The sequence below is a fragment of the Nitriliruptor sp. genome (assembly GCF_040882075.1).
Classification (GTDB): Bacteria; Actinomycetota; Nitriliruptoria; order Nitriliruptorales; family Nitriliruptoraceae; genus Nitriliruptor.
The window spans coordinates 44,004-66,399 of record NZ_JBBEBZ010000161.1 but is presented as its reverse complement, the minus strand read 5'-3'; the positions used below and the strand labels follow the sequence as shown (position 1 = coordinate 66,399).

The following is a 22,396-nucleotide window of genomic DNA, read 5'->3' as shown; positions in this document are numbered from 1 at the left end:
GCTCAGCGTCCGAACAGGCGCCTGCGCTTGGGTGGCTCGTCCCGAGGCGGCTCGGGGCGCTGAGGTCCGCCGGGGGGGTCACGGCGTGGCTCGGGCGGCGGGACGTCACCGGGGTCGTCGATCGCGAGCCGGGACAGCTCGCGGAGCAGCTCGGAGACCTCACGCCCGTCCATCTGCGCGGCCGGCTCGGGTTCGACATCGGGCTCGACCGCGGGGGGCTCCGGGTCGTCGCCGGGTCCGTCACCTGGCCCGATCCCCTCGTCGGTCGGCGACGCTGCCGGCTCCGTGGCCGCGGGGTCGCGGTCGGCCGTTGGGGTCGCCGGCCCGGCCGGATCCGCTTCGAGCTCGGCGAGCAGTCGGGCCACGTCGTTGAGCTCGGTGAACGATCCGCTGGGCGTCGTCCGGGGCGCGGGCGGCGCGGGCTCCGGGGCGGGCGGTTCGGGCGCTGGCGGCGCCGGTTCGGGCGGGGGCTCCGGTTCGGGCTCCGGCTCCGGCTCCGGCTCCGGCTCCGGCGGGGCCGGCTCAGGTTCGGGTTCGTGCGCCGGTTCGGGTTCGGGCGCCGGTTCGGGTGCAGCGGGCTCGGGCTCTGGCTCCGGTGCCGGCGCGGCTGGCTCGGGAGCGGCGGTCGAGCGCGACAGCGCCTCCAGCGCGTCCTCGAGGGCGCGACCCACCTCGTCCTCGGGCAGCGTGATCTCGACGATCCCGAGCAGCGTCAGCCCGTAGACGATGCGGGCCGCCTCGAACTGGCCGTACCCGAGGTCGTCGGCCAGTTCGCGCACGCTGCGGACCCCGTCGATCGACGCGAGCACGGTGAACTCGTCCGGTTCGAGCGACGCGGTCGTCGACCCGCTCCCTGACGCGAAGATCGGGACCGCCTCGAGGTCGGGGATGACGCGTTCGAGCTCGGCCCACTCATCCTGGCGGCGGGCCACCTCGACCAGGAGCTGGGGGACCGGGATGCGGAGTGGGACCTCGGACACGTCGTCGAGGTCCCCGGCGTCGAACCGGTACCCGCCGTACCGCCACCGGAGCACGTCGAACACGGCGTCGATGACCTGCTCCTGGGCGACGAGCCGGACCGCGTCCTGGGTCACGAGCCCCTGCTCGACCAGGATCGCGCCGAGCCGACGGTGGGTCCGGGCGCGTGCCTGCGACCGGAGGACGTCGTCGAGCGCCTCCTCCTCGAGCAACCCGGCGTTGACGAGCCGGTCACCGAGCCGGGCCCGTGGGGTCGGCGAGGTGGCCGCGATGATGTGGCCCTCGCGGCACACCAGCGAACCGCGACCGTCCGGACCTTCGATCTCGAGCACACCCGTCGCGCCGACGACGGCGAGCGCCCGACAGACGTCGGCCGCCGGCATCTCGGACAGGTCACCTCGCATGTCCCGAGACTACTGCCCGGGCTCCGCCGTCCCCCGACGTCGGGAGCCACGATCAGGGTCCACCGCTGCGTGCCTGACCAGCACCGACCTTCGCCGTACCACCGCTGACGGCGGGCGCTACCGTGCGGACGCAGGACCGACGCGGAGCGGAGCTGGACGTGGGGGATGGAGGTGCCGTGGTGACCCTCGACGACCGTGAGCGTGGCGAGCTCGCGTCGTGGTCCAACGAGCAGCTGCGTGAACGGCGCGCCAGCTGCGAGAACCACGAGGCGGCCGTCTCGTACGCACGCCGGGTCCTCCAGGGTCGGCTCGACATCGTGCGTGCCGAGCTCGAGCGACGGCTCGAAGCGGGCGAGGACGAGGACGAGGTCGAGGAGCTGCTGTCGCGCCTGCCCGCCCTGCTCGCTGGCGGTCAGGGGGCCAGCGATCCGCTCCGGGCGCGTGTCACGTCGCTGACGGTGCCGCCCGAGGCGGACGAGCTGGTGGCACGGATCGACGCCGATCTCGGGGAGTCGACGTTGTCGACCTTGAGCTCGCGCAGCGATGCTGAGCTCACCGAACTCATCGCCGCGCTGGAACGCCACGAGGCCGAGCTCTCCGGGACCCGCCGCGAGCTGTTCGACGCGATCGACGCGCTCCGTGACGAGCTCGCCGCCCGCTACAAGGACGGGCGCGCCAACGTCGCAGATCTGCTGGCGTGACGCGCCGCTCCGCACGCCGACGACGGGTGCTGGTCGTCGATGACGACCCGCTCATCCTCGAGGTGCTCCGGACCATCCTGGACCTCGAGGACCTCGAGGTGACGACCGTCGAGGACGGCGGGGCCGCGTTGGCGCAGCTCGAGGTCGATCCCCGCCCCGACGTGATCGTCTGCGACGTGATGATGCCGGAGATCGACGGGCTCGAGGTCTGCCGTCGCGTCAAGGGTGACCCGCGCACGGCGTCGATCCCGGTCCTCCTGCTGACCGCCCGCGACCGCAGCGAGGACCGCGCGGCCGGGCTGGCGGCCGGCTGCGACGACTACGTGACCAAGCCGTTCAGCCCGCTCGCGCTCATCGAACGCATCGCCGCGCTCGGGGACGGCGCCGACGCGACCGACGGAGGCCGCTGATGCACGCCGCAGGCGCCGACGATCTCGAGGTGACCCGCCGGCAGCTGCTGATGTTCGCCGAGGACCTGCAGGTGGTCGTGGGCCGGGAGCGGGAGCGACGCGAGGAGGCTGAAGCGGCCTACCGCGAGCTCTCCTCGGGCTACCTCGGCATGGTGCGCACGCTCGCGGAGGTCTGCGAGGCCAAGGACACCTACACCCGCAGCCACCTCGATCGCACCTACCAGTACGCGCTGATGCTGACGCGCCGGGTCGCCCCCGAGCTCGCCGAACGGGCCGAGATCGGGTTCGGCTACCTGCTGCACGACATCGGCAAGGTCGGCATCCCCGAGGCGGTGCTGAACAAGCCTGGCCCGCTCACCGACGAGGAGTGGGCGATCATGCGCACCCACCCCGTCATCGGGGTGTCGCTGGTCGAACCGCTCCGGCTGCTCGGCGACGCCGTGGGCATCATCCGCAGCCACCACGAACGGTGGGACGGCAAGGGCTACCCCGAGGGTCTGGCCGGCGAGGACATCTACCTGCCCGCCCGGATCTTCATGATGGCCGACTGCTTCGATGCGATGACCACCGACCGGCCGTACCGCAAGGCACTGCCGATCCACGTCGCCCTCGAGGAGATCGACCGCCACGCGGGCACGCAGTTCGACCCGGACATCGCTCGGGCGTGGGTCGCGATGTGCGAGGAGCTCGGCGCGCAGGAGGACGGCACCTACCGGCTGCCGGTGTGACCGAGGCGACCCGTCCTGCCGCCGAGGCGGCCCCGCTCGCGGAGGTGACCCGCACCGACGTCTGGTCCGGCCGTCCGCTGGTCGAGTCGCGGCACCGCGGGCACCTGGCGCTGGTCGGTCGGGACGACGAGCTGGTGGCGGCGCTCGGCGACCCGGATCGCGTGACCTTCGTGCGGTCGACGGCCAAGCCGTTCCAGGCGACGGCGTGCCTCGAGCTGCTCGACCTGGCGGGACCGGAGCTCGGTGCGGATGAGGTCGCGGTGGGGTGGGCGTCGCACCGCGCCGAGCCCACGCACCTGGCGGCCGTCCGGTCGCTGCTGGCTCGGTCGGGGACCACGCCGGAGGATCTGACCTGTCCACCGACCTCCGGGGAGCACGACCCGGGAGCACCACCGAGCCGGCTCACCTCCGACTGCTCGGGCAAGCACGCGCTGTTCGCGCTGGCCGGGCAGCAGCAGGGCACGACGCGCGATCGTCTGCTCGACCCGGATGGACCGCTCCAGCGGGTCGTGCTCGGCGTCGTCGAGGAGTTCCTCGGCCCGCCCGTGGCGGTCGGTGTGGACGGCTGCGGTGCTCCGGCCGTCGCGGTGCCCCTCCGCGCGTTGGCGGCGGGTTTCGCCGCCGTCGCGTCGCAGGCGCGGCTCCGGCGGGTGCGCGAGGCCGGCTTCGCCCACCCGAAGCTGGTGGGCGGCGAGGGCCGGCTCGAGTCGACGCTGCTCGCCCACGGGGTGGTGGCCAAGAGCGGTGCCGAGGGGGTCTTCGCCGCCGGCTGGCTGGCCCCCGACGGCAGCCCGCGTGGCCTGGCTCTCAAAGCCGAGGACGGTGCGTCGCGCGCCGTGACCGCGGCCGCACTCGCCGTGTTGGTCGCGGCCGGGCGGGTCGACGCCGATCTGTGGTCGCCCGCGCCGATCCTCGGCGGCGGCCGTCCGACCGGTGCCGTCCGCGTGAGCGACGAGGTCGCGCAGTTGCTCGGCTGAGCGCACCGGTCTCGGAGGTCCGCTGATGGGCCCGACAGCCTCGACTGGTACCGTCGCTCGGCGTCCGCGGTCATCCCCTGCGGCGCCTGACCAGCAGTTCGCGGACGGAGAGGGAACCGGTGGCTGAGCCACCCGAAGACCCGGCGACCGCCGGCGATGAGGCCCTCGAACCTGGATCTCCGCTGCACGACCTCGGCGGCTACATCCGCCACCAGCGCGAATCGGCGCGGTTGTCGCTGCGGAACCTGGCCAAGATCGCCGGGGTCTCGAACCCCTACCTCAGCCAGATCGAACGGGGTCTGCGCAAGCCGTCGGCCGAGATCCTCCAGGCCATCGCCAAGGCGCTCGAGATCTCCTCGGAGACCCTCTACGTCAAGGCGGGCATCCTCGAGGAGCGGGAACCGAGCGAGGACCTCGAGGCGGTGATCGCCCGCGACCCGCACCTGACCGGCGAGCAGCGCCAGGCTCTGATCGAGATGTACCGCTCGTTCCGGCAGTTGACCGAGCTGCGCGCCGCACCGGGTGGGCGCGGTCCGTCACGGCTCCGTGGGCTGCTCGACGCGGTCGCACCCGGCGGCGTCGATGACGCCTCGATCGCGGCCGCGGCACCCACCGAGGAGTCGGGCGAGGGCTGACGCGCTCAGCGAACGGCCACCCGTCGGGCGCCGGGAGCGCGGTGGTTGCGCCCGCTACCTTCTGTCCCCGTGCGTGGCGCCACGTCGGCACGTCGAGCGCCCGCCGTGTGTCTCGCTGAGCTCCCCCGATCCTCGTGCACCAGGAAGGCCTCCCGTGACCGAGCTGCGCACGCACGAGGACCTCCCCGTCGGTGCGGCCCGCGGGGAGTGGGAGCTCCTGCTCGACGAGGATCCTGCGGCCAGCCTGTTCCAGGGGCCGCGCTACCTGTCGGTCTGGCACCGGGTCCTCGGACAGCGCAGCACCGCTCGGGTCCACACCGTCCACGACGATGACGGACGGCTGATCGGGGTCGTCCCCGAGGGCCACGAACGTGAAGGCTCGGCGACCGGGCCGGTCGAGGTCCGACGCTTCCTCGGCGGGACCCACGTGACCGACTACCTCGGACCGGTCGCGCGGCCCGAGGATCGCGCCGACGTCGCCGAGGCGTACATGGCGGCGCTGGCAGCCGACCGTGACTGGGACGACGCCGTGCTCGCGGGGCTCCCGGTCGACAGCGGGTGGGGCGATCTGCTGGCCCGAGCGGCCGCGGATCACGGCCTGAGCATCTTCGAGCGCGGCACCGAGGCGGTCTGTCCGCGCGTGGACCTGTCGGGCGGCTACGACCGCTACCTCAGCGGCCTGAAGGGCAAGCTCCGCCACGAGCTGACGCGCAAGGCCCGCAAGCTGGCTCGGGACGCCGGTGAGCTCGCCTTGATCGAGGTCTCCGCGGACGAGGTCCCCGAGCAGATGGAGCTCTTCCTCGAGATGGCCCGCGGCGCCGAACGCGAGAAGGCCGGGTTCTTCGCCCGGCCCGAGCTGCGCGGCTGGTTCCGCGAGCTGGCCTCCGAGTTCGGCCCCGACGGGACCCTCCGGCTGCACCGGTTGGACGTCGGTGGGATGCCCGGTGCGATGACGGTGTCGCTGGTCCACCGCGGCGAGTGGGGGGTCTACAACTCGGCCTTCGACGCGGCGCTCGGCGCGCTCGCGCCCGGGATGGTGCTCATCGGCGAGCTCATCGAGCGGGCCGCACGCGAAGGGTGCGTGGTCCTCGATCTGCTGCGAGGCGACGAGTCGTACAAGTACCAGTTCGGGGCCGAGGACCGGGCCGTCGAGCGCATCGTGCTGGTGCGGTCCCGGTGACCGGCTCATCCGCGTCGACGCGCGCTCTCGCACCTCGCCCCGTGGTCCGGCACGGAGGTGACGGCGCTGGTCGCGTCCGTCCGCGGGTCCGCCGTGTCGCGATCCTGTCGATCCACACCTCGCCCCTCGACCAGCCCGGCCAGGGCGACGGCGGCGGCCTCAACGTCTCGGTCGCGGAGGCAGCGCGTCGGGCCGCGGACCGTGGCGTCGCGGTCGACGTGTTCACGCGCGCGACCGACCCGTCGTTGCCACCGACCGTCGTGCTGCACCGGGCTGCCGACGGGACCTGCGCTCGCGTCCACCACCTCGTCGCTGGCCCGGTCGCACCGGTCGCCAAGCACGAGGTCGCGAACCTGCTCTGCGGCGTCCTGCTCGCGCTCGAACGCCACCCTGAGGTGGTGGCGCGGATCACCCGGGGCGAGCGGCCGTTCGACCTCGTCCACGCCCACTACTGGCTGTCGGGGTGGGTCGGCAAGCGGATCGCGGCCCGGTGGCAGGTCCCGCTGGTGCAGACCTTCCACACCCTCGGGGTGCTGAAGAACGCCCACCTCGCGCCGGGGGACACGCCCGAGCCGCCCCTTCGTCTGATCGCCGAGGCCGCCGTCGCCCGGTCCGCGGACCAGGTCACGGTGCTGACGTGTGGCGAGGCTGCGCTCCTGCACCGCACCTACGGCCTGTCCGGGGCACGACTGCAGGTCGTGCCCGCCGGCGTCGATCTGTCCCGCTTCCACCCCTCGACGTCGCCGCGGCCGGCCGACCGCCCGCCGACGCTGCTCTTCGTCGGTCGGCTCCAGCCGCTGAAGGGCCCCGACGTGGCCATCCGCACGCTCGCGGAGGTCCGACGGGTGGTGCCGGATGCGCGGCTCCGCATCATCGGCGGCACCTCCGGCAACGGTGCGGGGGTCACGGGCCCCGACCAGCTCCACCATCTCGCCGCCGCGCTCGACGTCGACGACGCGGTGTCCATCGAGCCAGCGGTGTCGCAGGACGAACTGGCCGAGGCGTACCGCGCCTGCGATGTCCTGGTCGCCCCCTCCCGCAGCGAGACCTTCGGGCTCGTCGCGCTCGAGGCGCAGGCGTCCGGGTTGCCGGTCGTCGCCGCCGACGTCCCCGGCCTGCAGGCGGTCGTCGGTGACGGCGGGGTGCTCGTGTCCGGACACGATCCGGCGGATCACGCGGCGGCTGTCGTGCCACTGCTGACGGATCACGAACACGCCCGGAAGGTCGGCGCAGCCGGGGTCCGTGCTGCGGCATCGGCGACCTGGGACCGATCGGTCGACCGGCTGCTCACCGTCTACGACGAGGTGCTCGACCGCGCGGCCACGGTGGCACGGACCGGGTCGGTCGAGGACGAGGACGGGGTCGCGGTCTAGCGTCGCGCACCACCCGATCCGGACGAGAGGCTCCCGTGCACGATCCCGCGACCTTGCTGGCCGACCTCCGACGTCTCGCTGGCGACCTGCGCTGGTCCTGGGACCACGCGACCGAGGAGCTGTTCACCGAGCTGGATGCCACCGGCTACCTGGCGGCGGGCCGTGACCCGGTCCGGATGCTGGCCGGGCTCGACGAGCGCCGGCTGGCCGCGGGGGCTGCGCACCCGACCTACCCGGGGCGGGTCGCTGCCGCGGTCGCCGACCTCGAGGCCTACCTCGCCGACACCGACACCTGGTACGCCCACAGCGGCGACGACCCGGATCGGGTGGTGGCCTACCTGTCGGCGGAGTTCGCGCTCGCGGACTGCCTGCGGATCTTCTCCGGCGGCCTCGGTGCCCTCGCCGGTGACCACCTGCGATCGGCGTCCGACCTCGGTGTCCCGCTCGTCGCCGTGGGGCTCGCCTACCACGACGGCTACTTCCGCCAGCACCTCGATGCGTCCGGCTGGCAACAGGACTCGCCGGCGACCAACGACCTGCCATCGATGCCGGTCCGACCGGTGGTGCAGGGCGACGATCGGCTCCAGGTCGCGGTCGAGCTCGGCGATGGCACGCTGCAGGTCCAGGCGTGGGAGGTGCGCGTCGGTCGCGTGCGCTTGTTCCTGCTCGACACCGACGTCGACGGGAACACCCACGCCCACCGCGCCATCACGGGTCAGCTCTACGGAGGTGACGCGGACACCCGGCTGCGACAGGAGCTGGTGCTCGGGGTGGGCAGCGTCCGGCTGCTCGCCGCGCTCGGGATCGAACCCCGCGTCTACCACCTCAACGAGGGGCACGCGGCGTTCGCTGCGCTCGAACGTCTCCGCGGGCACCTCGCTGACGGTGCGGACCTCGACGCCGCGGTGCAGCAGGTCCGGTCCGAGCTGGTGTTCACCACCCACACGCCCGTCGCGGCGGGGCACGACGTGTTCGACCGCGGCGCCGCCGCCTGGCACCTGACCCCGCTCGCCGAACGTGCGGGTGTGTCGTTCGAGGACCTGTTCCCGCTCGCGGCCGACGCGGACGGGGGGTGGTCGCAGACCGTCCTCGCGGTGCGGACCTCCCGCAACACCAACGGCGTCGCCCGGCTCCACGGTGAGGTCTCGCGACGGATGCTCGCACCGGTCTGGGGCGACCGAGCTCCGGAGGAGGTCCCCGTCGGTCACGTCACCAACGGTGTGCACCCCGGCCGCTGGGTCGGACCGGACCTCGCGCGGCTGTACGACTGGCACCTCGGGGATCGTTGGCGGACGACGACCGACCCCGCCGCCTGGCGGGCCATCTACGAGGTGGCGCCCGACGAGCTGTGGCGCGCCCACACCGCGGCGCGTCACCGCCTGATCGCCGCGGCGCGTGAGCGGTTGGCGGGGCAGGCACGCCGCACCGGGGTCGGCCCCGACGGCCGGGGGCTCGATCCTGATGCGCTCACGATCGGGTTCGCTCGTCGCTTCGCGACCTACAAGCGCGCGACGCTCCTGGCCACCGACGTCGATCGGCTCGCCGCCATCGTCGCCGACGAGGACCGTCCCGTGCAGCTGCTGCTGGCCGGGAAGGCGCACCCCCGAGACGAGGCGGGCAAGCACCTCATCCAGCAGCTGGTCGGGTTGTCCCGCGACCCCCGGTTCCGCGGTCGGATCGCCTTCCTCGCGGGCTACGACCTCGATCTGGCCTCCTTGTTGGTCGCCGGGGCCGACGTGTGGCTCAACACCCCCCGCCGGCCGCTCGAGGCGTCCGGGACGTCGGGGATGAAGGCCGCCGCGAACGGGGTGCTGAACGCCTCGATCCTCGACGGGTGGTGGGACGAGGCGGTCACGGACCTCGCCCCCTCGGCCCGCGAGGGCTTCGGGTGGGTCATCGGCGACCGCGACGAGTCCGAGGACCTCGACGCCCGCTCGGCCGCCGACGCGGCATCGCTGTACGCGGTGCTCGAGGACGCCGTGGTCCCGACCTTCCACGATCGCGGCGAGGGTGGCGTGCCGGCACGCTGGACCACGATGATGCAGGACGCCATCGCGCTGCTGGCGCCGGCGTACTCCACCCACCGGATGGTCGTGGACTACGTGACGCGGGTCTACCGCGGCGATCCCGTGCCAGCCGGGGCCGGCTCGACCGTGCCGCGTCCGACGCCTCGCGTCGGACCGACGAGATGAGGAGCGAGCGGTGACCGACGGCGATCTGCGCGACCGGGCCAGGACAGCCCTCCTGGCAGTGCTCGAGGACAACGACCTCGAGGCGGTGCCGGTGGGCGACGACCGCTGGCTGACACAGCTGGCCGGGGAGTGGAAGCGCACGATCCCGCTGCTGCTGCACATCGACGAGCGGTCGCTCAAGCTCACCTCGCTGCTCGCGGGCGTGCCCGACGAGGGCCACGTCGACGTCTACCGCATCCTGCTGTCGCGCAACCAACGTCCCCTCCCGGTCCACTTCGGGCTCGATGACGAGGGCGACCTCATCCTGACCGGTGCCGTGCCGCTCGAGGTGGTCGACGCGACCCGCCTCGACGAGCTGCTCGGCCTGGTGCTCACGCTGTCGGACGAGACCTTCAACGCGGTCCTCCGGGCGGGGTTCTCCGACTACATCGCCACCGAGCAGGCGTGGCGATCCAAGGTGGGTCTGCCTCCGAACCCCGTCTCCGGATCCGGTTGACCGCGCCACCCCCCGTGCGCCCACCTCGGGTGAGCAGCACCCGGTCGCCGCGGCGTGAGCCGCGGTGGGGCTACCGTCGCGAGCGTTGCGACAGGGAGGGACGGGCGTGGACGGGACGCTGGCGATCATCGGCACGGGACAGCTCGGTGGCGCGCTCCTGCGCGGACTGACGCGGTCGGGCACGGTCCCGGCCGATCGCATCGTGGCGACCGACCCCCGGGTCGACGCGCTCGAGCGCTTGGCCGCCGAGCACGGGGTCCGGACCGACACCGACAACCGGGCCGCCGTGGCCGAGGCCGACGTCGTCGTGCTGGCGGTCAAGCCGCAGGTCATGGCCGCGGTGCTGCCCGACCTGGCCGACCTGCGTCCGGGGGCGGTGGTCATCAGCCTCGCGGCCGGGGTGAAGCTCGCGACCCTCGAGTCCGGTCTGCCCGATGGCGCGGCCGTCGTGCGGGTCATGAGCAACACACCGGTGCAGGTCGATCGCGCCATGTCCGTCATCGCCGCGGGTCGCCACGCCTCCGAGGAGCACCTGCGCACCACCGAGGACCTGCTCCGGCCCGTCGGTGCCGTGCTCCGGCTCGACGAGCACCACCTCGACGCGGTCACGGCCCTGTCCGGATCCGGGCCCGCCTACGTGTTCCTGCTCGCCGAGGCCATGATCGACGCGGGGGTGCTGCTCGGTCTCCCGCGGGAGGTCGCCGTGCAGCTGACGACCCAGACGTTGCTCGGGGCGTCGACCCTCCTCGACGCCTCCGACGAACCGGCCGCTGGCCTCCGTGCCGCGGTCACCTCCCCCGGTGGCACCACCGCCGCCGCGCTCCAGGTGTTCGAGCAGCGGGGGCTGCGCGCCGCGGTGCTCGACGCGCTCGGCGCCGCGGCCGCCCGTAGCCGCGAACTCGGCTGACCGCCGTGTCCGCCCGCTGGCTGGTCCCGCTCCTGGTGGCATCGTTGCTGGCGGGATCGTGCACGGGCGAGGATGGCCTCACCGTCGAGACCGCGGAGGTCAGTTCCGGTGAGGTCGTCCAGACCGTCGCCTCCGTCGCCACGCTGGAGCCCGCGGCACGCGTCGCCGTCACCGCCCCGATCGGTGGCGAGATCGCGCGTCTGCTGGTCGAGGACGGGCAGCAGGTCGCGGCCGGCGATCCGATCGCCGAGCTCACCTCCGAGAGCGTCGAGCTCCAGATCGCCCAGGCCGAGAGCGCGGTCCGCTCCGCCGACGCGCTGGCCGGGGCCGCCGGGTCGGCCGGGTTCGATCTGTCACCGCTGCTCGGCGCGGTCCGGAGCCAGCTCGAGGCGACCCTCCCGCCCGTGCTCGATGCCCTGACCGAGCAGGCCCGAGCGATCGAGGACGACGACCTGCGTGCGGCCGCCATCGACCGGGTCGTCGAGGCCCGTGCGTCGTACGCCGAAGCCCGGGACGGTTTGGTCGCCTCCGAACGCGAGGCGGCGGGGCAGGCGCAGCAGGCGTCGGCCGCCCAGCGTGCGGCTGCCGCGGCGCAGCGCGATCAGGCGGAGCTCGCCCTCGAGGCCGCTCGCGGTCGGGGCGACGAGCTCATCATCAGCGCACCTGCCTCGGGCGTGATCGAGCTCGGCCGTGCCGATGGCGGCGGGTCGACAGCCGGTCTCGGGGGGTTGACCGACCAGCTCGGTGGGTCGGGGGCGGGTGGGATCGGCGACATCGAGGGCCTCCTCGGCGGCGGCACGGCTGCCGCCTCGACCTCGGCCGGCCCCGTGGCCGCCGGCGTCACGGTCGGTCCGGGACGGACGGTGGCGACCATCTACGACCTGTCGGCGTTCACGGCGCGCGTCGAGGTCGACGAGATCGACGTCGTCGAGGTCGAACCCGGGCAGGACGTCACCGTCCTCGTGGACGCGTTCCCGGAGGCCGAGCTGCGCGGGGTCGTGGCCCACGTCGCCATCGCCCCCGTGGTCGCGCCCACGGGAGGTGCCAGCTTCCCCGTCACGGTGCGGCTCACCCGCGTGCCTCCCGACGTGCGCCTGCGGGTCGGGCTGACCGCCAGCGCCGAGATCGAACTCCGACGGGTCGAGTCCGACGCGACCGTGCCGACCGCGGCGCTCCTGCGCCGTGGTGGTCAGGAGGTCGTGTTCGTCGTCGAGGGCGGTGTGGCCCGTGAGGTCGCGGTGACCGTGGTCGCGATCGGTGACCAGGATGCGGCCGTCGAGGGGCAGCTCGCTCCCGGGGATCGGGTCGTCACCACCGGTGTCGACGCGGTCGAGGACGGGCAGAGGCTCGAGGGGTGAGCGATCCACCCGATGCCGGTGGTGACGTCCCGGTCCTCCTCGAGGCTCGCGACGTCGTCCGCACCTACCGGCTCGGCAGCCGACGTGGCGAGGATCCCGTCGAGGTGCACGCGCTCCGAGGGGTCAGCTTCGAGGTCGATCGGGGGGACTACGTCGCCATCGTCGGCTCGTCGGGTTCGGGCAAGTCGACGCTCCTCAACCTCCTCGGCGCCCTCGACCGTCCGACCACCGGGGTGGTCCGCTACGACGGGCAGGACGTGCGCAGCATGGACGATCGCGAGCTGGCGGCCCTGCGCAACGGGTCGATCGGTTTCGTGTTCCAGTCGTTCCACCTGCTGCCGCGGTTGACGGCGCTCGACAACGTCCAGCTGCCGCTGGTCTACCGCGCCAGCACCGTCAAGGAGCGGCGAGTCCGCGCCCTGGACGCCCTCGGGTCCGTCGGGCTGGCCGATCGGGTCGACCACCGGCCGACCGAGCTGTCCGGCGGTCAGCAGCAGCGGGTCGCCATCGCCCGCGCCCTCGTCACCGAACCCCCGCTGCTGCTCGCCGACGAGCCCACCGGCAACCTCGACACCACGACCGGTGGCGAGGTGATGGCGCTGCTCGAACGCTTCCACCGCGAACGCGGGATGGCCGTCGTGGTCATCACCCACGAGCCCGATATCGCCGCACGCGCGGACCGCCGGATCGAGCTACGGGACGGGCTGGTGCTCTCGGACACCCGACGCGACGTTGGTGGTGGTCGGTGAGCCTGCGCGAGGCGTTCCGTGTGGCGATGCAGGCGCTCGTCGCCAACCGGCTGCGGTCGGCCCTGACCACGCTCGGGGTGGTCATCGGGGTGCTGTCGGTCGTCCTGCTGGTCGCCATCGGTCAGGGCGCTCGTGAGGAGATCACCGGCGCGATCGAGGGCCTCGGGTCGAACCTGCTGTTCGTGCTGCCGGGGGACGGGGACTTCGGCTCCGCGCCGGCCCGGGCCCGGTTCGTGGCCGAGGACGTCGACGACCTCGAGGCCGCGCTGCCCGCGGGGGAGGGGCGCCGCGCCGCCGGGTACGTGGTCGGCGGCGAGCAGATCTCCGCCGACGGCGCCCGGATCACCACCAGCGTCTACGGCATCACGGCCGGCTACGGCGAGGTGGTCGACCGCGAGGTCGCGCGCGGGCAGGCGTTCACCGCGTCGGACGTCCTCACGGCCCGCCGCGTCGCCCTGATCGGGGCGACCACGGCGCAGGTGCTGTTCGCCGGCAGCGACCCGATCGGCCGCAACCTCACCGTCGGCGGCATCCGGTTCCGCGTCCAGGGGGTGCTCGCCGAGGTCGGCGGCACCCCGTTCGGCCCGGATCGTGACGACGAGGTGCTGGTGCCGCTCGGCGCCGGTCAGCGGTTGTTCGGGGTCTCGACGCTGGATGCGATCTTCGTCCGCGCCACGGACACCACCACCGTCGAAGCGGACCGGACGATCATCGAGCGGGTCCTCGGGCAACGCCTGGCCGAGGACGAGTTCACCGTCCTGAGCCAGGACGAGATCATCGGGGTCGTCGGTGACATCCTGCAGATCCTCACCCTCGTGCTGGCCGCCATCGCCGGCATCTCGCTGCTGGTCGGCGGGGTCGGGGTGTCCAACATCATGCTGGTCTCGGTGACCGAGAGGACGCGAGAGATCGGGCTGCGCAAGGCCCTCGGCGCGCGGACGCGGGACATCACGCGCCAGTTCCTGCTCGAGGCGATCGTGTTGACCGGGCTCGGCGGTGTCGTCGGTCTGCTGCTCGGCATCGCGCTGGCACGCCTGGCCGAGGCGGTCAGCCCGCTCACCGCCGTCGTCACCTGGTGGTCGGTCGCGCTCGCGCTCAGCGTCTCGGTCGGTGTCGGTCTGCTCTTCGGCGTCCTGCCGGCCCGTCGCGCGGGCCAGCTCGACCCCGTCGAGGCGCTCCGGCGCGACTGATCCCGAGGCCGAGGCCGATCCGACGCCGCGACCGATCCGACGCCGGGTCGCCACGCACCACCGCCCCGCGAACCGGGGAGGGTGGCGGGGGAGTGGTGTGCGGCGGGTGGTACCGCCCGGACCTCGCGGGAGCTCGCGGCTGGTGGTGGGAGGGTCAGAACGGCAGGGAGGCGGGCTGCCGGACACCGGTCGAGCGAGGATCGGGTAAGGAGGCGGGATCGCCGCGTGACGCGGGTCCGTCGCGCGGGATGGGACCGTCCCGGGAGGCGGGACCGTCGCGTGGGGTGGTGCCGGGGCGGGTCGCGGGCCGGTCGGGGCATCGAGGAGGCAGCTGTCGATCGTGGCGCGGCAGGGTGGCCCAGGTCCGGCCACGACGTCGGATCGTGTACGTCCCGTCGCCGTGGAGGGTCTGGGACCAGCCGCGCCGGTGGACGGTCGTGTGGTGGCGTCGACACAGGGCGGCGAGGTTGCCAACCGCGTGGTCGTCGCCGGCGGCGCGTGGTTGCACGTGGTGGACGTCGCACCAGCTGATCGGTGCGGTGCAGCCGGGGAACCGGCAACCGCCGTCGCGGGCCATCACGGCTCGGCGGGTCGCGGCGGTCACCTCGGGGGCGTAACGCTGGGCGGCGAGCAGGTCGGTCCCATCGCGGATGACGACGTCGAGGGCAGCGTCGCACGCGAGGCGGTCCAGCGCCCGCCGCATCAGCCGAGGCGGACGGCCTCGCACCCCAGCCGTGATCGTGCCGGCGCAGGTGTCGGTGAGCCGATCGAGATCGACCAGCACCCCGAAGCGCACCGGCGCCGACCCACCGCTGCGGCCATCGCCGGGCCGGCGGACGCAGAGGCGGATCAGCGCAGCGGCCAACTGCTGGGCCCGTGACGGTGCCGGTTCGGTCGGGCCGTCCTGGTCGCCGGGGCAGGGCGCCGCACGGGGAGCGTCCGCTTCGGCGGTGAGCGCGCCGGTGAGGGTCGCGAACGACTCCGGTCCGAACTCGCCGTAGGCGGAGCCGGATCCGTCGAGGCGTCCTTGGAGGGCGAGGAACTCCGACTCGATCCGCTGGTCAGCCCGGTCCTCGATCTCCCGCAACGGTGAGAACTCGGCGACCGCGTCGTCCAGCGCCCACAGCCGCGCTTCGGGGTCCATCGCCGCCAGCCGCCCGGTGTGCTCGCCGAGGTAGACGTCCAGCGCGGTGCGGGCCGCAGCGTCCAACCGGCGGACCCCGGACACCAGCGCCCGGACGTGGCCCCAGGACAGCACCCCGGAGGCGAACAGTCCGGCGGTGGCAGGCATCGTGGCGAGCACGTCGCCAGCGGTCAGGACCATCGACACGTCGCAGCGGGCTGCGCCGGTGTGCAGCTGCAGCGCGCCGTCGACCGTCATCCCTTCCTCTGCAGCTGCGCGGCGGCCGTCGATCCGTCCGGCCAGCGCGACCGCTCGCGCGATCGCCCGATCCGCCTCGAGCAGTGCGGTGGTCACCGCCGCCAGCTCGGCGTCCGGGGGCAACGACGGGCCGTTCGTCGCCGGGGCCCCGGGCTCGGTCGGCAGATCGCCCACGAACGGGGGATCGGGCACGGGATCGGGAGGGCTGCTCATGCCGGACAGTGTGCCGGAGAGCTGTGACGTGGCCGCGACCGGCGGGGACCAGGCTGTGGACGACGTCGCGACGTCGCGGAAGCTGCGGTGAGGCACGCGATGTGGCACCATCTGATGCTCGTCGATGTGGTACTCGAAGCCAGGAGGGTCGGATGCGGACGACGATCGCGCTCGACGATGAGTTGCTCGCGGAAGCTCAGCGCCTGACCGGAACCCGGGAGCGGACCGTGCTCATCCGCGAGGCTTTGGGGGCCCTCATCGAGCGCGAGAGCGCGCGACGTCTCGCGCGGCTCGGCGGGAGCGAGCCTGACCTCGAAGCGATCCCGCGGCGCCGTCCCGGCCCACCGTGATCCTCGTCGACACCTCGGTGTGGATCGGTCACCTCCGTGCCGGACGCGAGACGCTGGCGTGGATGCTCGATCAGGGCACCGTCCTCGGGCACCCGTGGGTGGCCGGTGAGCTCGCTCTCGGTCACCTCGACCCGGCTCACCGCGGGTGCGCGTCTGTGGACCGATGACCGCCGCCTCGCCGCCGTCGCCGACCAGCTCGGCTGCCGTGCGGTCGTGGCCGATGCCGCCGGCGATCGCTGATCCTGGTACCGGGGAACGACGCGGGTAGGTCCGTCGGCCGCTGGTTACCCTCCCGCTCCGCGTGACGGGAGCAGCAGGTGGCAGGACAGGGACCGGGATCGGTGGGCCGCGTCGCGCTCGTCTGGGACGACCAGCTCGCCGCCTACGACCTCGGCCCCGGCCACCCCCTCGCCCCGGTCCGCGTCGAGCTCACCGTCGATCTGATCCGCCGGACCGGGCTGGTCGGTGGTGCCAGCGCTGACGGCTCGATCGTCACCGAGGTGCTCCCCGGCGCCTACGACGAGGCGGAGCTGCTGCGCCTGCACCGGCCCGACTTCATCGAGGCCGTCCGGCGCTGCTCGGCGGACCCGGACGCCGTCGTCGACCCCGGGTTCGGGATGGGCGCCGGCGACACGCCCGCGTTCCGGGGCATGCACGCGGCGTCCATGCAGGTCTGTGCGGCCACCAAGGAGGCCGCCCGCCTGGTCTGGGAGGGCGAGGCGGACCACGCGTTCAACCCGGCCGGCGGGCTGCACCACGCCATGCCGGACCGTGCCGGGGGGTTCTGCGTCTACAACGACCCCGCGGTCGCCATCGACTGGCTGCTCGAGCACGGCGCCGAGCGGGTCTGTTACGTCGATGTCGACGTCCACCACGGTGACGGCGTCGAGGTGATGTTCCGCGACGACCCGCGCGTGCTCACCATCTCGCTGCACGAGTCGGGCCGGTACCTGTTCCCCGGCACGGGCGCGCTCGACGATCTCGGCGGCCCCGGCGCCATCGGCAGCGTCGCCAACCTCCCGCTGCACCCGGGGACCACGGGGAACATCTGGCTCGCGGCGTTCGACGAGGTCGTGGAGCCGCTGATCCGGGCCTTCGATGCCGACGTGCTCGTGACCCAGCTCGGGTGTGACACCCACGCCACCGACCCGCTGGCGCACCTGTCACTGACGGTGGACGACATGGCCGCCACCTACGCCCGCCTCCACCGCCTCGCCCACGAGGTCCACGGCGGACGTTGGATCGCGACCGGCGGTGGGGGGTACCAGCTGGCGACCGTGGTCCCGCGGGCGTGGACGCTCGCCTTCGCCGAGATGACCGGCCGCTCCCTGCCGGTCGAGACGCCGATGGGGTGGCGCGAACGGGTCGTCGAGCTCACCTCGACGCGTGCGCCGACCTCCTTCACCGACGACCCGGTGCGGCTCTCCGAGCCGCTGCTCGACGGGGCGCGCCGGGCCGCCCAGGAGTCCGTCGCGGGCTGGCGCGAGCTCATCCTGCCCCGGCACGGCGTGCGGTGAGCAGCGTCGCCGGTGCGCGAGCCGCCGCTCGGTGGGGCGTGCGTGGCAGGCGTGGCTGCTGAGGCGGGTCGTAGGTCCCGTTCGGTGTTGGTGCCCGTTGCGCCCGGTGTCCGCGGTCGGGGCGGCGTACCGTTGACGTACCGCGCGGTACCGGCGGCCCGTCGACGGGTCGTCGATCGCTCGGATCGGACCGAGGACCGCCCGTGAGCGTGACCCTGCTGACCGCCGCTGAGGTGGCCGACGAGCTGCGCGTCTCGACGATGACCATCTACCGGCTCATCCGCCGCGGGGAGCTGCCGGCGGTCCGTGTCGGACGCAACTACCGGGTGGCTCGGGACCAGCTCGAGGCCTACCTCGCCGAGCAGCAGGTCGACCCGGCCGACCTCGACCTGGCCGATCTCGAGGACGGACAGCTCGGGTAGGTGGCCCGTCGCACCGCCCCGGTGTCCACGGGGGCGGGGCGGTCTGGTTCACTCGGGCCGGTGCACCGCCAGCCGTTCGTCGTCCGAGGGGAGCCGTCGACGTGCCCGATGGCCGCCGCGTCCTGATCACCGGCATCGCCGGACAGCTCGCTGGACTCGTCGCGCGCGCGCTCGAGGAACGCGACGACGTCCTCGAGATCATCGGCGTCGACATCCGCGAGCCGTCGCACGAGCTCGAACGCACCGAGTTCGTCCGGGCCGACATCCGCAACCCCCTCGTCGCGCGGATCATCACCGCCTCCGACGTCGACACCGTCCTGCACATGGCGACGACCGCCAAGCCGTCGGCCGCCGGTGGGCGGGCGCGGATGAAAGAGCTCAACGTCATCGGGGCCATGCAGCTGCTCGCGGCGTGCCAGAAGGCGCCATCGCTGCGTCGTTTCGTGCTCAAGTCGACCACCGCCGTGTACGGCGCCGCCTACGACGACCCGGCCCTCTTCCGCGAGGACGCCCACCTGCGTCACGCGCCGTCGCACGGGTTCGCCAAGGACGCCGTCGAGATCGAGGGCTACGTCCGAGCCTTCAGCCGCCGGCGTCCCGACGTCGACCTGACCGTGCTGCGGTTCGCCAACTTCCTGGGCGGCCGGGTCCAGGGCGCCTTCGACGCGATGTTCTCCCTCCCGGTGGTGCCGACGGTGATGGGCTTCGACCCCCGTCTGCAGTTCGTCCACGAGGAGGACGGCGTCGAGGTGTTCGTGCGGGCCGTCACCGGTTCGCACCCCGGCACCTTCAACGTCGCCGGGCCGGGGATGCTCTACCTGTCGCAGTGCGCCCGGCTCGCGGGGCGGCCGACGGCGCCGGTCCCGGGCCCGCTCGTCTCCGCCGTCGCGGGCGCCTTCCGACGCGGCCGCCGGGCCGACGTCGCCAGCGACCAGCTGCAGTTCCTGCGCTACGGCCGGGGCGTGGACATCACCCGTCTGGTCGAGGAGTTCGGCTACACCCCGAAGTGGTCGACCAGCGAAGCGTTCGAGGACTACCTCGGCCGCCGCCGCATCACGGGGCTGATCGACCGTGACGAGGTGATCCGGTGGGAACGGGAGCTGTACGACTTCATCCAGCGCAAGGGCCAGGAGCGCTTCCTGGCCACGCGCGAGAGGCGATGACCGGTGGCTGAGAACGCGACGGCCCGCGAAGCCGAGGTCATCTCGATGGACCAGGAACGTGCTGCCCGGCGCAGCACGGCCGACGGTCGCCCCCGCTGTGCTGCGTTGACCGCGGAGGGCCGGCCGTGCCGGAACTACGCCGTCACCGAGGGCCGGTGCCGGGTCCACGCGGTCGGCAGCCGGCCGCACCCCTCCGAACGCGAACCCGCCACCGATCGCGAGGGCGATGCCGCTCGCGCCCGCGTGGACGCCGAGGTCGCACGGCGCGGGTGGGCGCCCGCGGTGGACGCGCTCGAAGCGCTCCGTGACGTGTCGGGCGACCGCTTCCTCGACCACGTCCGTGACGCGGCGGGCTTCCTGCGTCGCCGCCTGACCGGCGACTACAGCATCGACGACTACGGCTTCGACCGGGACCTCACCGAATCGATCCTGATGCCGCTGCTCCGCCCGCTGCACCGCCACTACTGGCGCGTCAGCAGCCACGGCGTCGAGCACCTCCCGACCGAGGGTGGCGGTCTGGTGGTCGCCAACCACGCGGGCACGCTCCCGGTCGACGCGATGATCGCGCGGCTCGACATCCTCGAGCACACCGGCCGTCACGCTCGCGAGCTCGCCGCCGACCTGGTCTTCAAGACCCCCTACGTCGCCGCGCTCGGACGCAAGACCGGCGCGACGCTGGCCTCCGGTGACGACGCCGACCGATTGCTGTCCTCCGGTGAGCTCGTCGCGGTGTGGCCCGAGGGGTTCAAGGGCATCGGCAAGCCGTGGAAGGACCGCTACAAGCTGCAGCGGTTCGGGCGCGGTGGGTTCGTGGCGACCGCGCTCCGGGCCCAGGTCCCGATCATCCCGACCGCCATCGTGGGGTCCGAGGAGATCTACCCGATGATCTACGACCTGCGGGTCGTGGCACGCCTGCTCGGCCTGCCCTACTTCCCCGTGGTCCCGCAGATGTTCGCCCTCCCGATCCTCGGACCGCTGGCGCTGCTGCCGCTGCCGAGCAAGTGGATCATCGAGTACGGCGCCCCGATCGACACCAGCGAGTACGGCCCGGACGCCGCGGACGACCCGATGGCGGTCTTCGACCTGACCGACCGGGTCCGCGACACCATCCAGCAGATGCTGCTGCGCAACCTCATGGGACGGCGCTCGGTCTTCCTCTGATCCGACACCGACGCCCTCCGCCTCACCGGGCGGCCGGTCGCGCCGCGCGTCGAAGTGACTGCGGATACGCGGGAGGGGGGGGGCCCGAAGGCCCGCCCCTCACCGTTGGTGCGGTGGGTCAGCCGTTGCGACGACGCAGCCCGGCGGCGGCACCGAGGGCGGCGAGCCCGAACAGGGCCGCAGCACCAGCACCCGTGCGGGGCAGGTTGGCCGGCACGGGCGTCGTGGGACCGGACGGCGTCACGGGCTCCTGCGGCGGGGCCGGAGGCGTGATGCCTGCGGGCACGGCGTTGACGCCGACCTCGGTGGCGCCGCCGACCACGACGACCTCGATGTCGCCCAGCGGGGTCTCGTCGAGCTCGCTGAAGGCCAGCGTGCGCACGATCACGAACGGCGACGTGGAGGCCGAGGTGCCGGCCCCTTCGATATCACCGAGGTTGGCCTGGCCGCCACTGACAGCGATCGTGCTCAGTGCATCGGCGAGATCATCGATGCCGTCGAACACCGGGGTGAGCGCCCCGTCGAGGGTGTCGTCCTGCAGGATGCTGTCGACGATGCCGATGTCACCGATCGGTGTCCCGTCCAGGAGCAGCTGGAGGAGCTGCTGCTCGGTGTTGCAGGTCGCACCCGTGAGCGGCGTCGCGCTGGCGCTGCGCGTCGCAGTCGAGCCGTCGGAGGTCGCGGTGGAGGTGTGGACCTGGTCGGCGCACCCGACACCGAGCACGTTGAGCCCGGTCACCGTCGCCGTCGCCGTCGCCGTGATGGACTCGCCGTCCTGGGTGACCTCGGCGGTCGCGGTGGCGAGGTCGAGGTCGAGCAGCGGCACGTCGAGGTCCAGGGGGTTCTCGACCTGGAGGATCGGCGCATCCGTCGCGCAGTTGTCGGCGGTGAGGCCGAGCCCGTCGAGGACCGGGCACAGCAGCTGGTTGGTCTGGCTGAGCCCCTCGTTCAGCGGGTCGATGACCTGGTCGAGCCCTTCGCGGAACGCCCCCTCCGTGTCGCCCTGCGCGACCAGGTTGGCGAGCGAGATGTTGAGGCCGGTGAACTGCACGTTCGCGAACGCCCGCTCGTCGGTCTCTTCACAGTCCACGCCGACGAGCGTCAGGGTGAGGAACGGCGCGGCGCTGTCCGGTGGGATGGCGATGTTCGACTCGCCGCCCTGGCAGGCGCCCGGCTGTTCCGCCGCGTCGGAGGCGAGCAGCACGTTGGTGATGAACGCGCTGGCTTCGGAGGAGATCTCCTCCCCTGCAGCAGCACGTTCCAGGTTGGCCTGCACCGAACCGAGGTCGATGCGGATGCCCTGGGCGCTGCTGCCATCGACCGGCGAGGAGCCAGCGATGCCGAGGCCCTCGAGCACCGGCGCGAGACCGTCTGCAAGCTCGGTAGGCAGGCCGACGAACACGATCAGGCTGTCCGCGTCGGCGTAGCCCGAGAAGCCACCGATGCCCGTCTCCGGGATCTCGCTGCCGGGACCGCCGACGCTCGGCGCCTCGCCGGTGCCGTCGCCCTCTCCGCCGGCTCCGTCACCATCACCGTCGCCGTCGTCCCCACCGAGGGCGTCCTGGATGGCCTGCACGACGTCGTCGAGGGGCGTGCCGTCGGGGATCTGGTCGAGCAGCTCTTGGAGCTGTCCAGCGTCGAGCCCGTCGAGCAGTTCCTCCAACGCGCTCGGGTCGAGCCCCTCGAGGTCCTCGAGGCTCTGTGCGGCAGCCGGGGCAGCGCTCATCATGATGAGCGCGCTCGCTGCCAGCGTCGCGGTCGCGGTACGCCATGCGCGGGTTCTGTTCATCCCCCGGTGCCTCCTGGTTGGGATCTGCTTCGTCCATCGAGGACGCGCGTCCGGACGGACGGGTCCCAAGTCGAGTTCCGATTCCTACAACGACGAACGGCCACGACCGGCACGGTGTCGCG

The 22,396-nt window shown here is 73.2% G+C and carries 22 protein-coding genes; 19 read left to right on the top strand and 3 right to left on the bottom strand.

Annotated elements, in window-relative coordinates:
* Nucleotides 1-2 precede the first annotated feature (2 nt).
* The gene (locus WEB03_RS10110; protein WP_368070821.1) at nucleotides 3-1,382 is read right to left on the bottom strand and encodes a DUF4388 domain-containing protein; all 1,380 of its coding nucleotides are present in this window, start codon (nucleotides 1,380-1,382) and stop codon (nucleotides 3-5) included.
* 179 nt (nucleotides 1,383-1,561) lie between these two features.
* On the opposite strand from WEB03_RS10110, the gene WEB03_RS10105 reads away from it, so the two are divergent.
* The 13 genes from WEB03_RS10105 (at nucleotide 1,562) to WEB03_RS10045 (ending at nucleotide 14,278) form a co-directional block, all read left to right on the top strand.
* On the top strand, nucleotides 1,562-2,083 hold the full coding sequence (locus tag WEB03_RS10105; RefSeq protein ID WP_368070820.1) for an AmfC protein: 522 nt from the start codon (nucleotides 1,562-1,564) through the stop codon (nucleotides 2,081-2,083).
* A 26-nt stretch (nucleotides 2,084-2,109) separates the two neighbouring features.
* On the top strand, nucleotides 2,110-2,493 hold the full coding sequence (locus tag WEB03_RS10100) for a response regulator transcription factor (RefSeq protein ID WP_368070819.1): 384 nt from the start codon (nucleotides 2,110-2,112) through the stop codon (nucleotides 2,491-2,493).
* Nucleotides 2,493-3,221: an HD-GYP domain-containing protein gene (locus tag WEB03_RS10095; RefSeq protein ID WP_368070818.1), complete on the top strand. Its 729-nt coding sequence runs from the start codon at nucleotides 2,493-2,495 to the stop codon at nucleotides 3,219-3,221. The genes WEB03_RS10100 and WEB03_RS10095 overlap by 1 nt, the downstream gene beginning before the upstream one ends.
* A gap of 44 nt (nucleotides 3,222-3,265) precedes the next feature.
* Nucleotides 3,266-4,198, top strand: a complete 933-nt coding sequence (locus WEB03_RS10090; protein ID WP_368070817.1) for an asparaginase — start codon at nucleotides 3,266-3,268, stop codon at nucleotides 4,196-4,198.
* Between the two features lie 182 nt (nucleotides 4,199-4,380).
* A complete protein-coding gene (locus WEB03_RS10085; protein WP_368070832.1) occupies nucleotides 4,381-4,833 on the top strand; it encodes a helix-turn-helix domain-containing protein in 453 nt (150 codons plus the stop codon).
* Nucleotides 4,834-4,987: 154 nt separating this feature from the next.
* The gene (locus WEB03_RS10080) at nucleotides 4,988-6,013 is read left to right on the top strand and encodes a GNAT family N-acetyltransferase (protein ID WP_368070816.1); all 1,026 of its coding nucleotides are present in this window, start codon (nucleotides 4,988-4,990) and stop codon (nucleotides 6,011-6,013) included.
* On the top strand, nucleotides 6,010-7,386 hold the full coding sequence (locus tag WEB03_RS10075) for a glycosyltransferase (RefSeq protein WP_368070815.1): 1,377 nt from the start codon (nucleotides 6,010-6,012) through the stop codon (nucleotides 7,384-7,386). The genes WEB03_RS10080 and WEB03_RS10075 overlap by 4 nt, the downstream gene beginning before the upstream one ends.
* Nucleotides 7,387-7,421: 35 nt before the next feature.
* On the top strand, nucleotides 7,422-9,578 hold the full coding sequence (gene glgP, locus WEB03_RS10070; RefSeq protein WP_368070814.1) for an alpha-glucan family phosphorylase: 2,157 nt from the start codon (nucleotides 7,422-7,424) through the stop codon (nucleotides 9,576-9,578).
* Between the two features lie 10 nt (nucleotides 9,579-9,588).
* The gene (locus WEB03_RS10065; RefSeq protein ID WP_368070813.1) at nucleotides 9,589-10,074 is read left to right on the top strand and encodes a YbjN domain-containing protein; all 486 of its coding nucleotides are present in this window, start codon (nucleotides 9,589-9,591) and stop codon (nucleotides 10,072-10,074) included.
* Between the two features lie 106 nt (nucleotides 10,075-10,180).
* The gene (gene proC / locus WEB03_RS10060) at nucleotides 10,181-10,981 is read left to right on the top strand and encodes a pyrroline-5-carboxylate reductase (protein ID WP_368070812.1); all 801 of its coding nucleotides are present in this window, start codon (nucleotides 10,181-10,183) and stop codon (nucleotides 10,979-10,981) included.
* Between the two features lie 5 nt (nucleotides 10,982-10,986).
* Nucleotides 10,987-12,339 (top strand): efflux RND transporter periplasmic adaptor subunit, encoded by a 1,353-nt coding sequence (locus WEB03_RS10055; protein WP_368070811.1) that lies wholly within the window; start codon nucleotides 10,987-10,989, stop codon nucleotides 12,337-12,339.
* Entirely contained in the window at nucleotides 12,336-13,088 is a 753-nt protein-coding gene (locus tag WEB03_RS10050; protein ID WP_368070810.1) for an ABC transporter ATP-binding protein, read from the top strand. The genes WEB03_RS10055 and WEB03_RS10050 overlap by 4 nt, the downstream gene beginning before the upstream one ends.
* Entirely contained in the window at nucleotides 13,085-14,278 is a 1,194-nt protein-coding gene (locus WEB03_RS10045; protein ID WP_368070809.1) for an ABC transporter permease, read from the top strand. Before WEB03_RS10050 ends, WEB03_RS10045 begins: the two co-directional genes overlap by 4 nt.
* Nucleotides 14,279-14,432: 154 nt before the next feature.
* On the opposite strand, the gene WEB03_RS10040 is transcribed toward WEB03_RS10045, so the two are convergent.
* Nucleotides 14,433-15,851: a DUF222 domain-containing protein gene (locus WEB03_RS10040; protein WP_368070808.1), complete on the bottom strand. Its 1,419-nt coding sequence runs from the start codon at nucleotides 15,849-15,851 to the stop codon at nucleotides 14,433-14,435.
* A gap of 173 nt (nucleotides 15,852-16,024) precedes the next feature.
* Here WEB03_RS10040 and WEB03_RS10035 point away from each other — a divergent pair, with 173 nt between their 5' ends.
* The 6 genes from WEB03_RS10035 to WEB03_RS10010 all read left to right on the top strand — a co-directional run bounded on the left by WEB03_RS10035 (nucleotide 16,025) and on the right by WEB03_RS10010 (nucleotide 20,485).
* Complete coding sequence (locus WEB03_RS10035) at nucleotides 16,025-16,222, top strand: type II toxin-antitoxin system VapB family antitoxin (protein WP_368070807.1); 198 nt, start codon at nucleotides 16,025-16,027, stop codon at nucleotides 16,220-16,222.
* Between the two features lie 105 nt (nucleotides 16,223-16,327).
* Nucleotides 16,328-16,462 carry a hypothetical protein gene (locus WEB03_RS10030; RefSeq protein ID WP_368070806.1) on the top strand — a complete coding sequence of 45 codons (135 nt, stop codon included), beginning with the start codon at nucleotides 16,328-16,330 and terminating at the stop codon, nucleotides 16,460-16,462.
* Between the two features lie 77 nt (nucleotides 16,463-16,539).
* Nucleotides 16,540-17,739 (top strand): acetoin utilization protein AcuC, encoded by a 1,200-nt coding sequence (locus WEB03_RS10025; RefSeq protein WP_368070805.1) that lies wholly within the window; start codon nucleotides 16,540-16,542, stop codon nucleotides 17,737-17,739.
* A gap of 203 nt (nucleotides 17,740-17,942) precedes the next feature.
* Nucleotides 17,943-18,161: a helix-turn-helix domain-containing protein gene (locus WEB03_RS10020; protein WP_368070804.1), complete on the top strand. Its 219-nt coding sequence runs from the start codon at nucleotides 17,943-17,945 to the stop codon at nucleotides 18,159-18,161.
* Between the two features lie 101 nt (nucleotides 18,162-18,262).
* Nucleotides 18,263-19,324: an NAD-dependent epimerase/dehydratase family protein gene (locus tag WEB03_RS10015; protein ID WP_368070803.1), complete on the top strand. Its 1,062-nt coding sequence runs from the start codon at nucleotides 18,263-18,265 to the stop codon at nucleotides 19,322-19,324.
* A gap of 3 nt (nucleotides 19,325-19,327) precedes the next feature.
* Nucleotides 19,328-20,485: a lysophospholipid acyltransferase family protein gene (locus WEB03_RS10010; RefSeq protein WP_368070802.1), complete on the top strand. Its 1,158-nt coding sequence runs from the start codon at nucleotides 19,328-19,330 to the stop codon at nucleotides 20,483-20,485.
* Between the two features lie 118 nt (nucleotides 20,486-20,603).
* On the opposite strand, the gene WEB03_RS10005 is transcribed toward WEB03_RS10010, so the two are convergent.
* Nucleotides 20,604-22,274 (bottom strand): hypothetical protein, encoded by a 1,671-nt coding sequence (locus WEB03_RS10005; protein WP_368070801.1) that lies wholly within the window; start codon nucleotides 22,272-22,274, stop codon nucleotides 20,604-20,606.
* Nucleotides 22,275-22,396 lie beyond the last annotated feature (122 nt).

Excerpts from the sequence above, each read along its gene's own strand:
- WEB03_RS10110 (WP_368070821.1), bottom strand. The coding sequence starts at position 1,382 with ATGCGAGGTGACCTGTCCGAGATGCCGGCGGCCGACGTCTGTCGGGCG.
- WEB03_RS10095 (WP_368070818.1), top strand. The coding sequence starts at position 2,493 with ATGCACGCCGCAGGCGCCGACGATCTCGAGGTGACCCGCCGGCAGCTG.
- WEB03_RS10035 (WP_368070807.1), top strand. The coding sequence starts at position 16,025 with ATGCGGACGACGATCGCGCTCGACGATGAGTTGCTCGCGGAAGCTCAG.
- WEB03_RS10005 (WP_368070801.1), bottom strand. The coding sequence starts at position 22,274 with ATGAACAGAACCCGCGCATGGCGTACCGCGACCGCGACGCTGGCAGCG.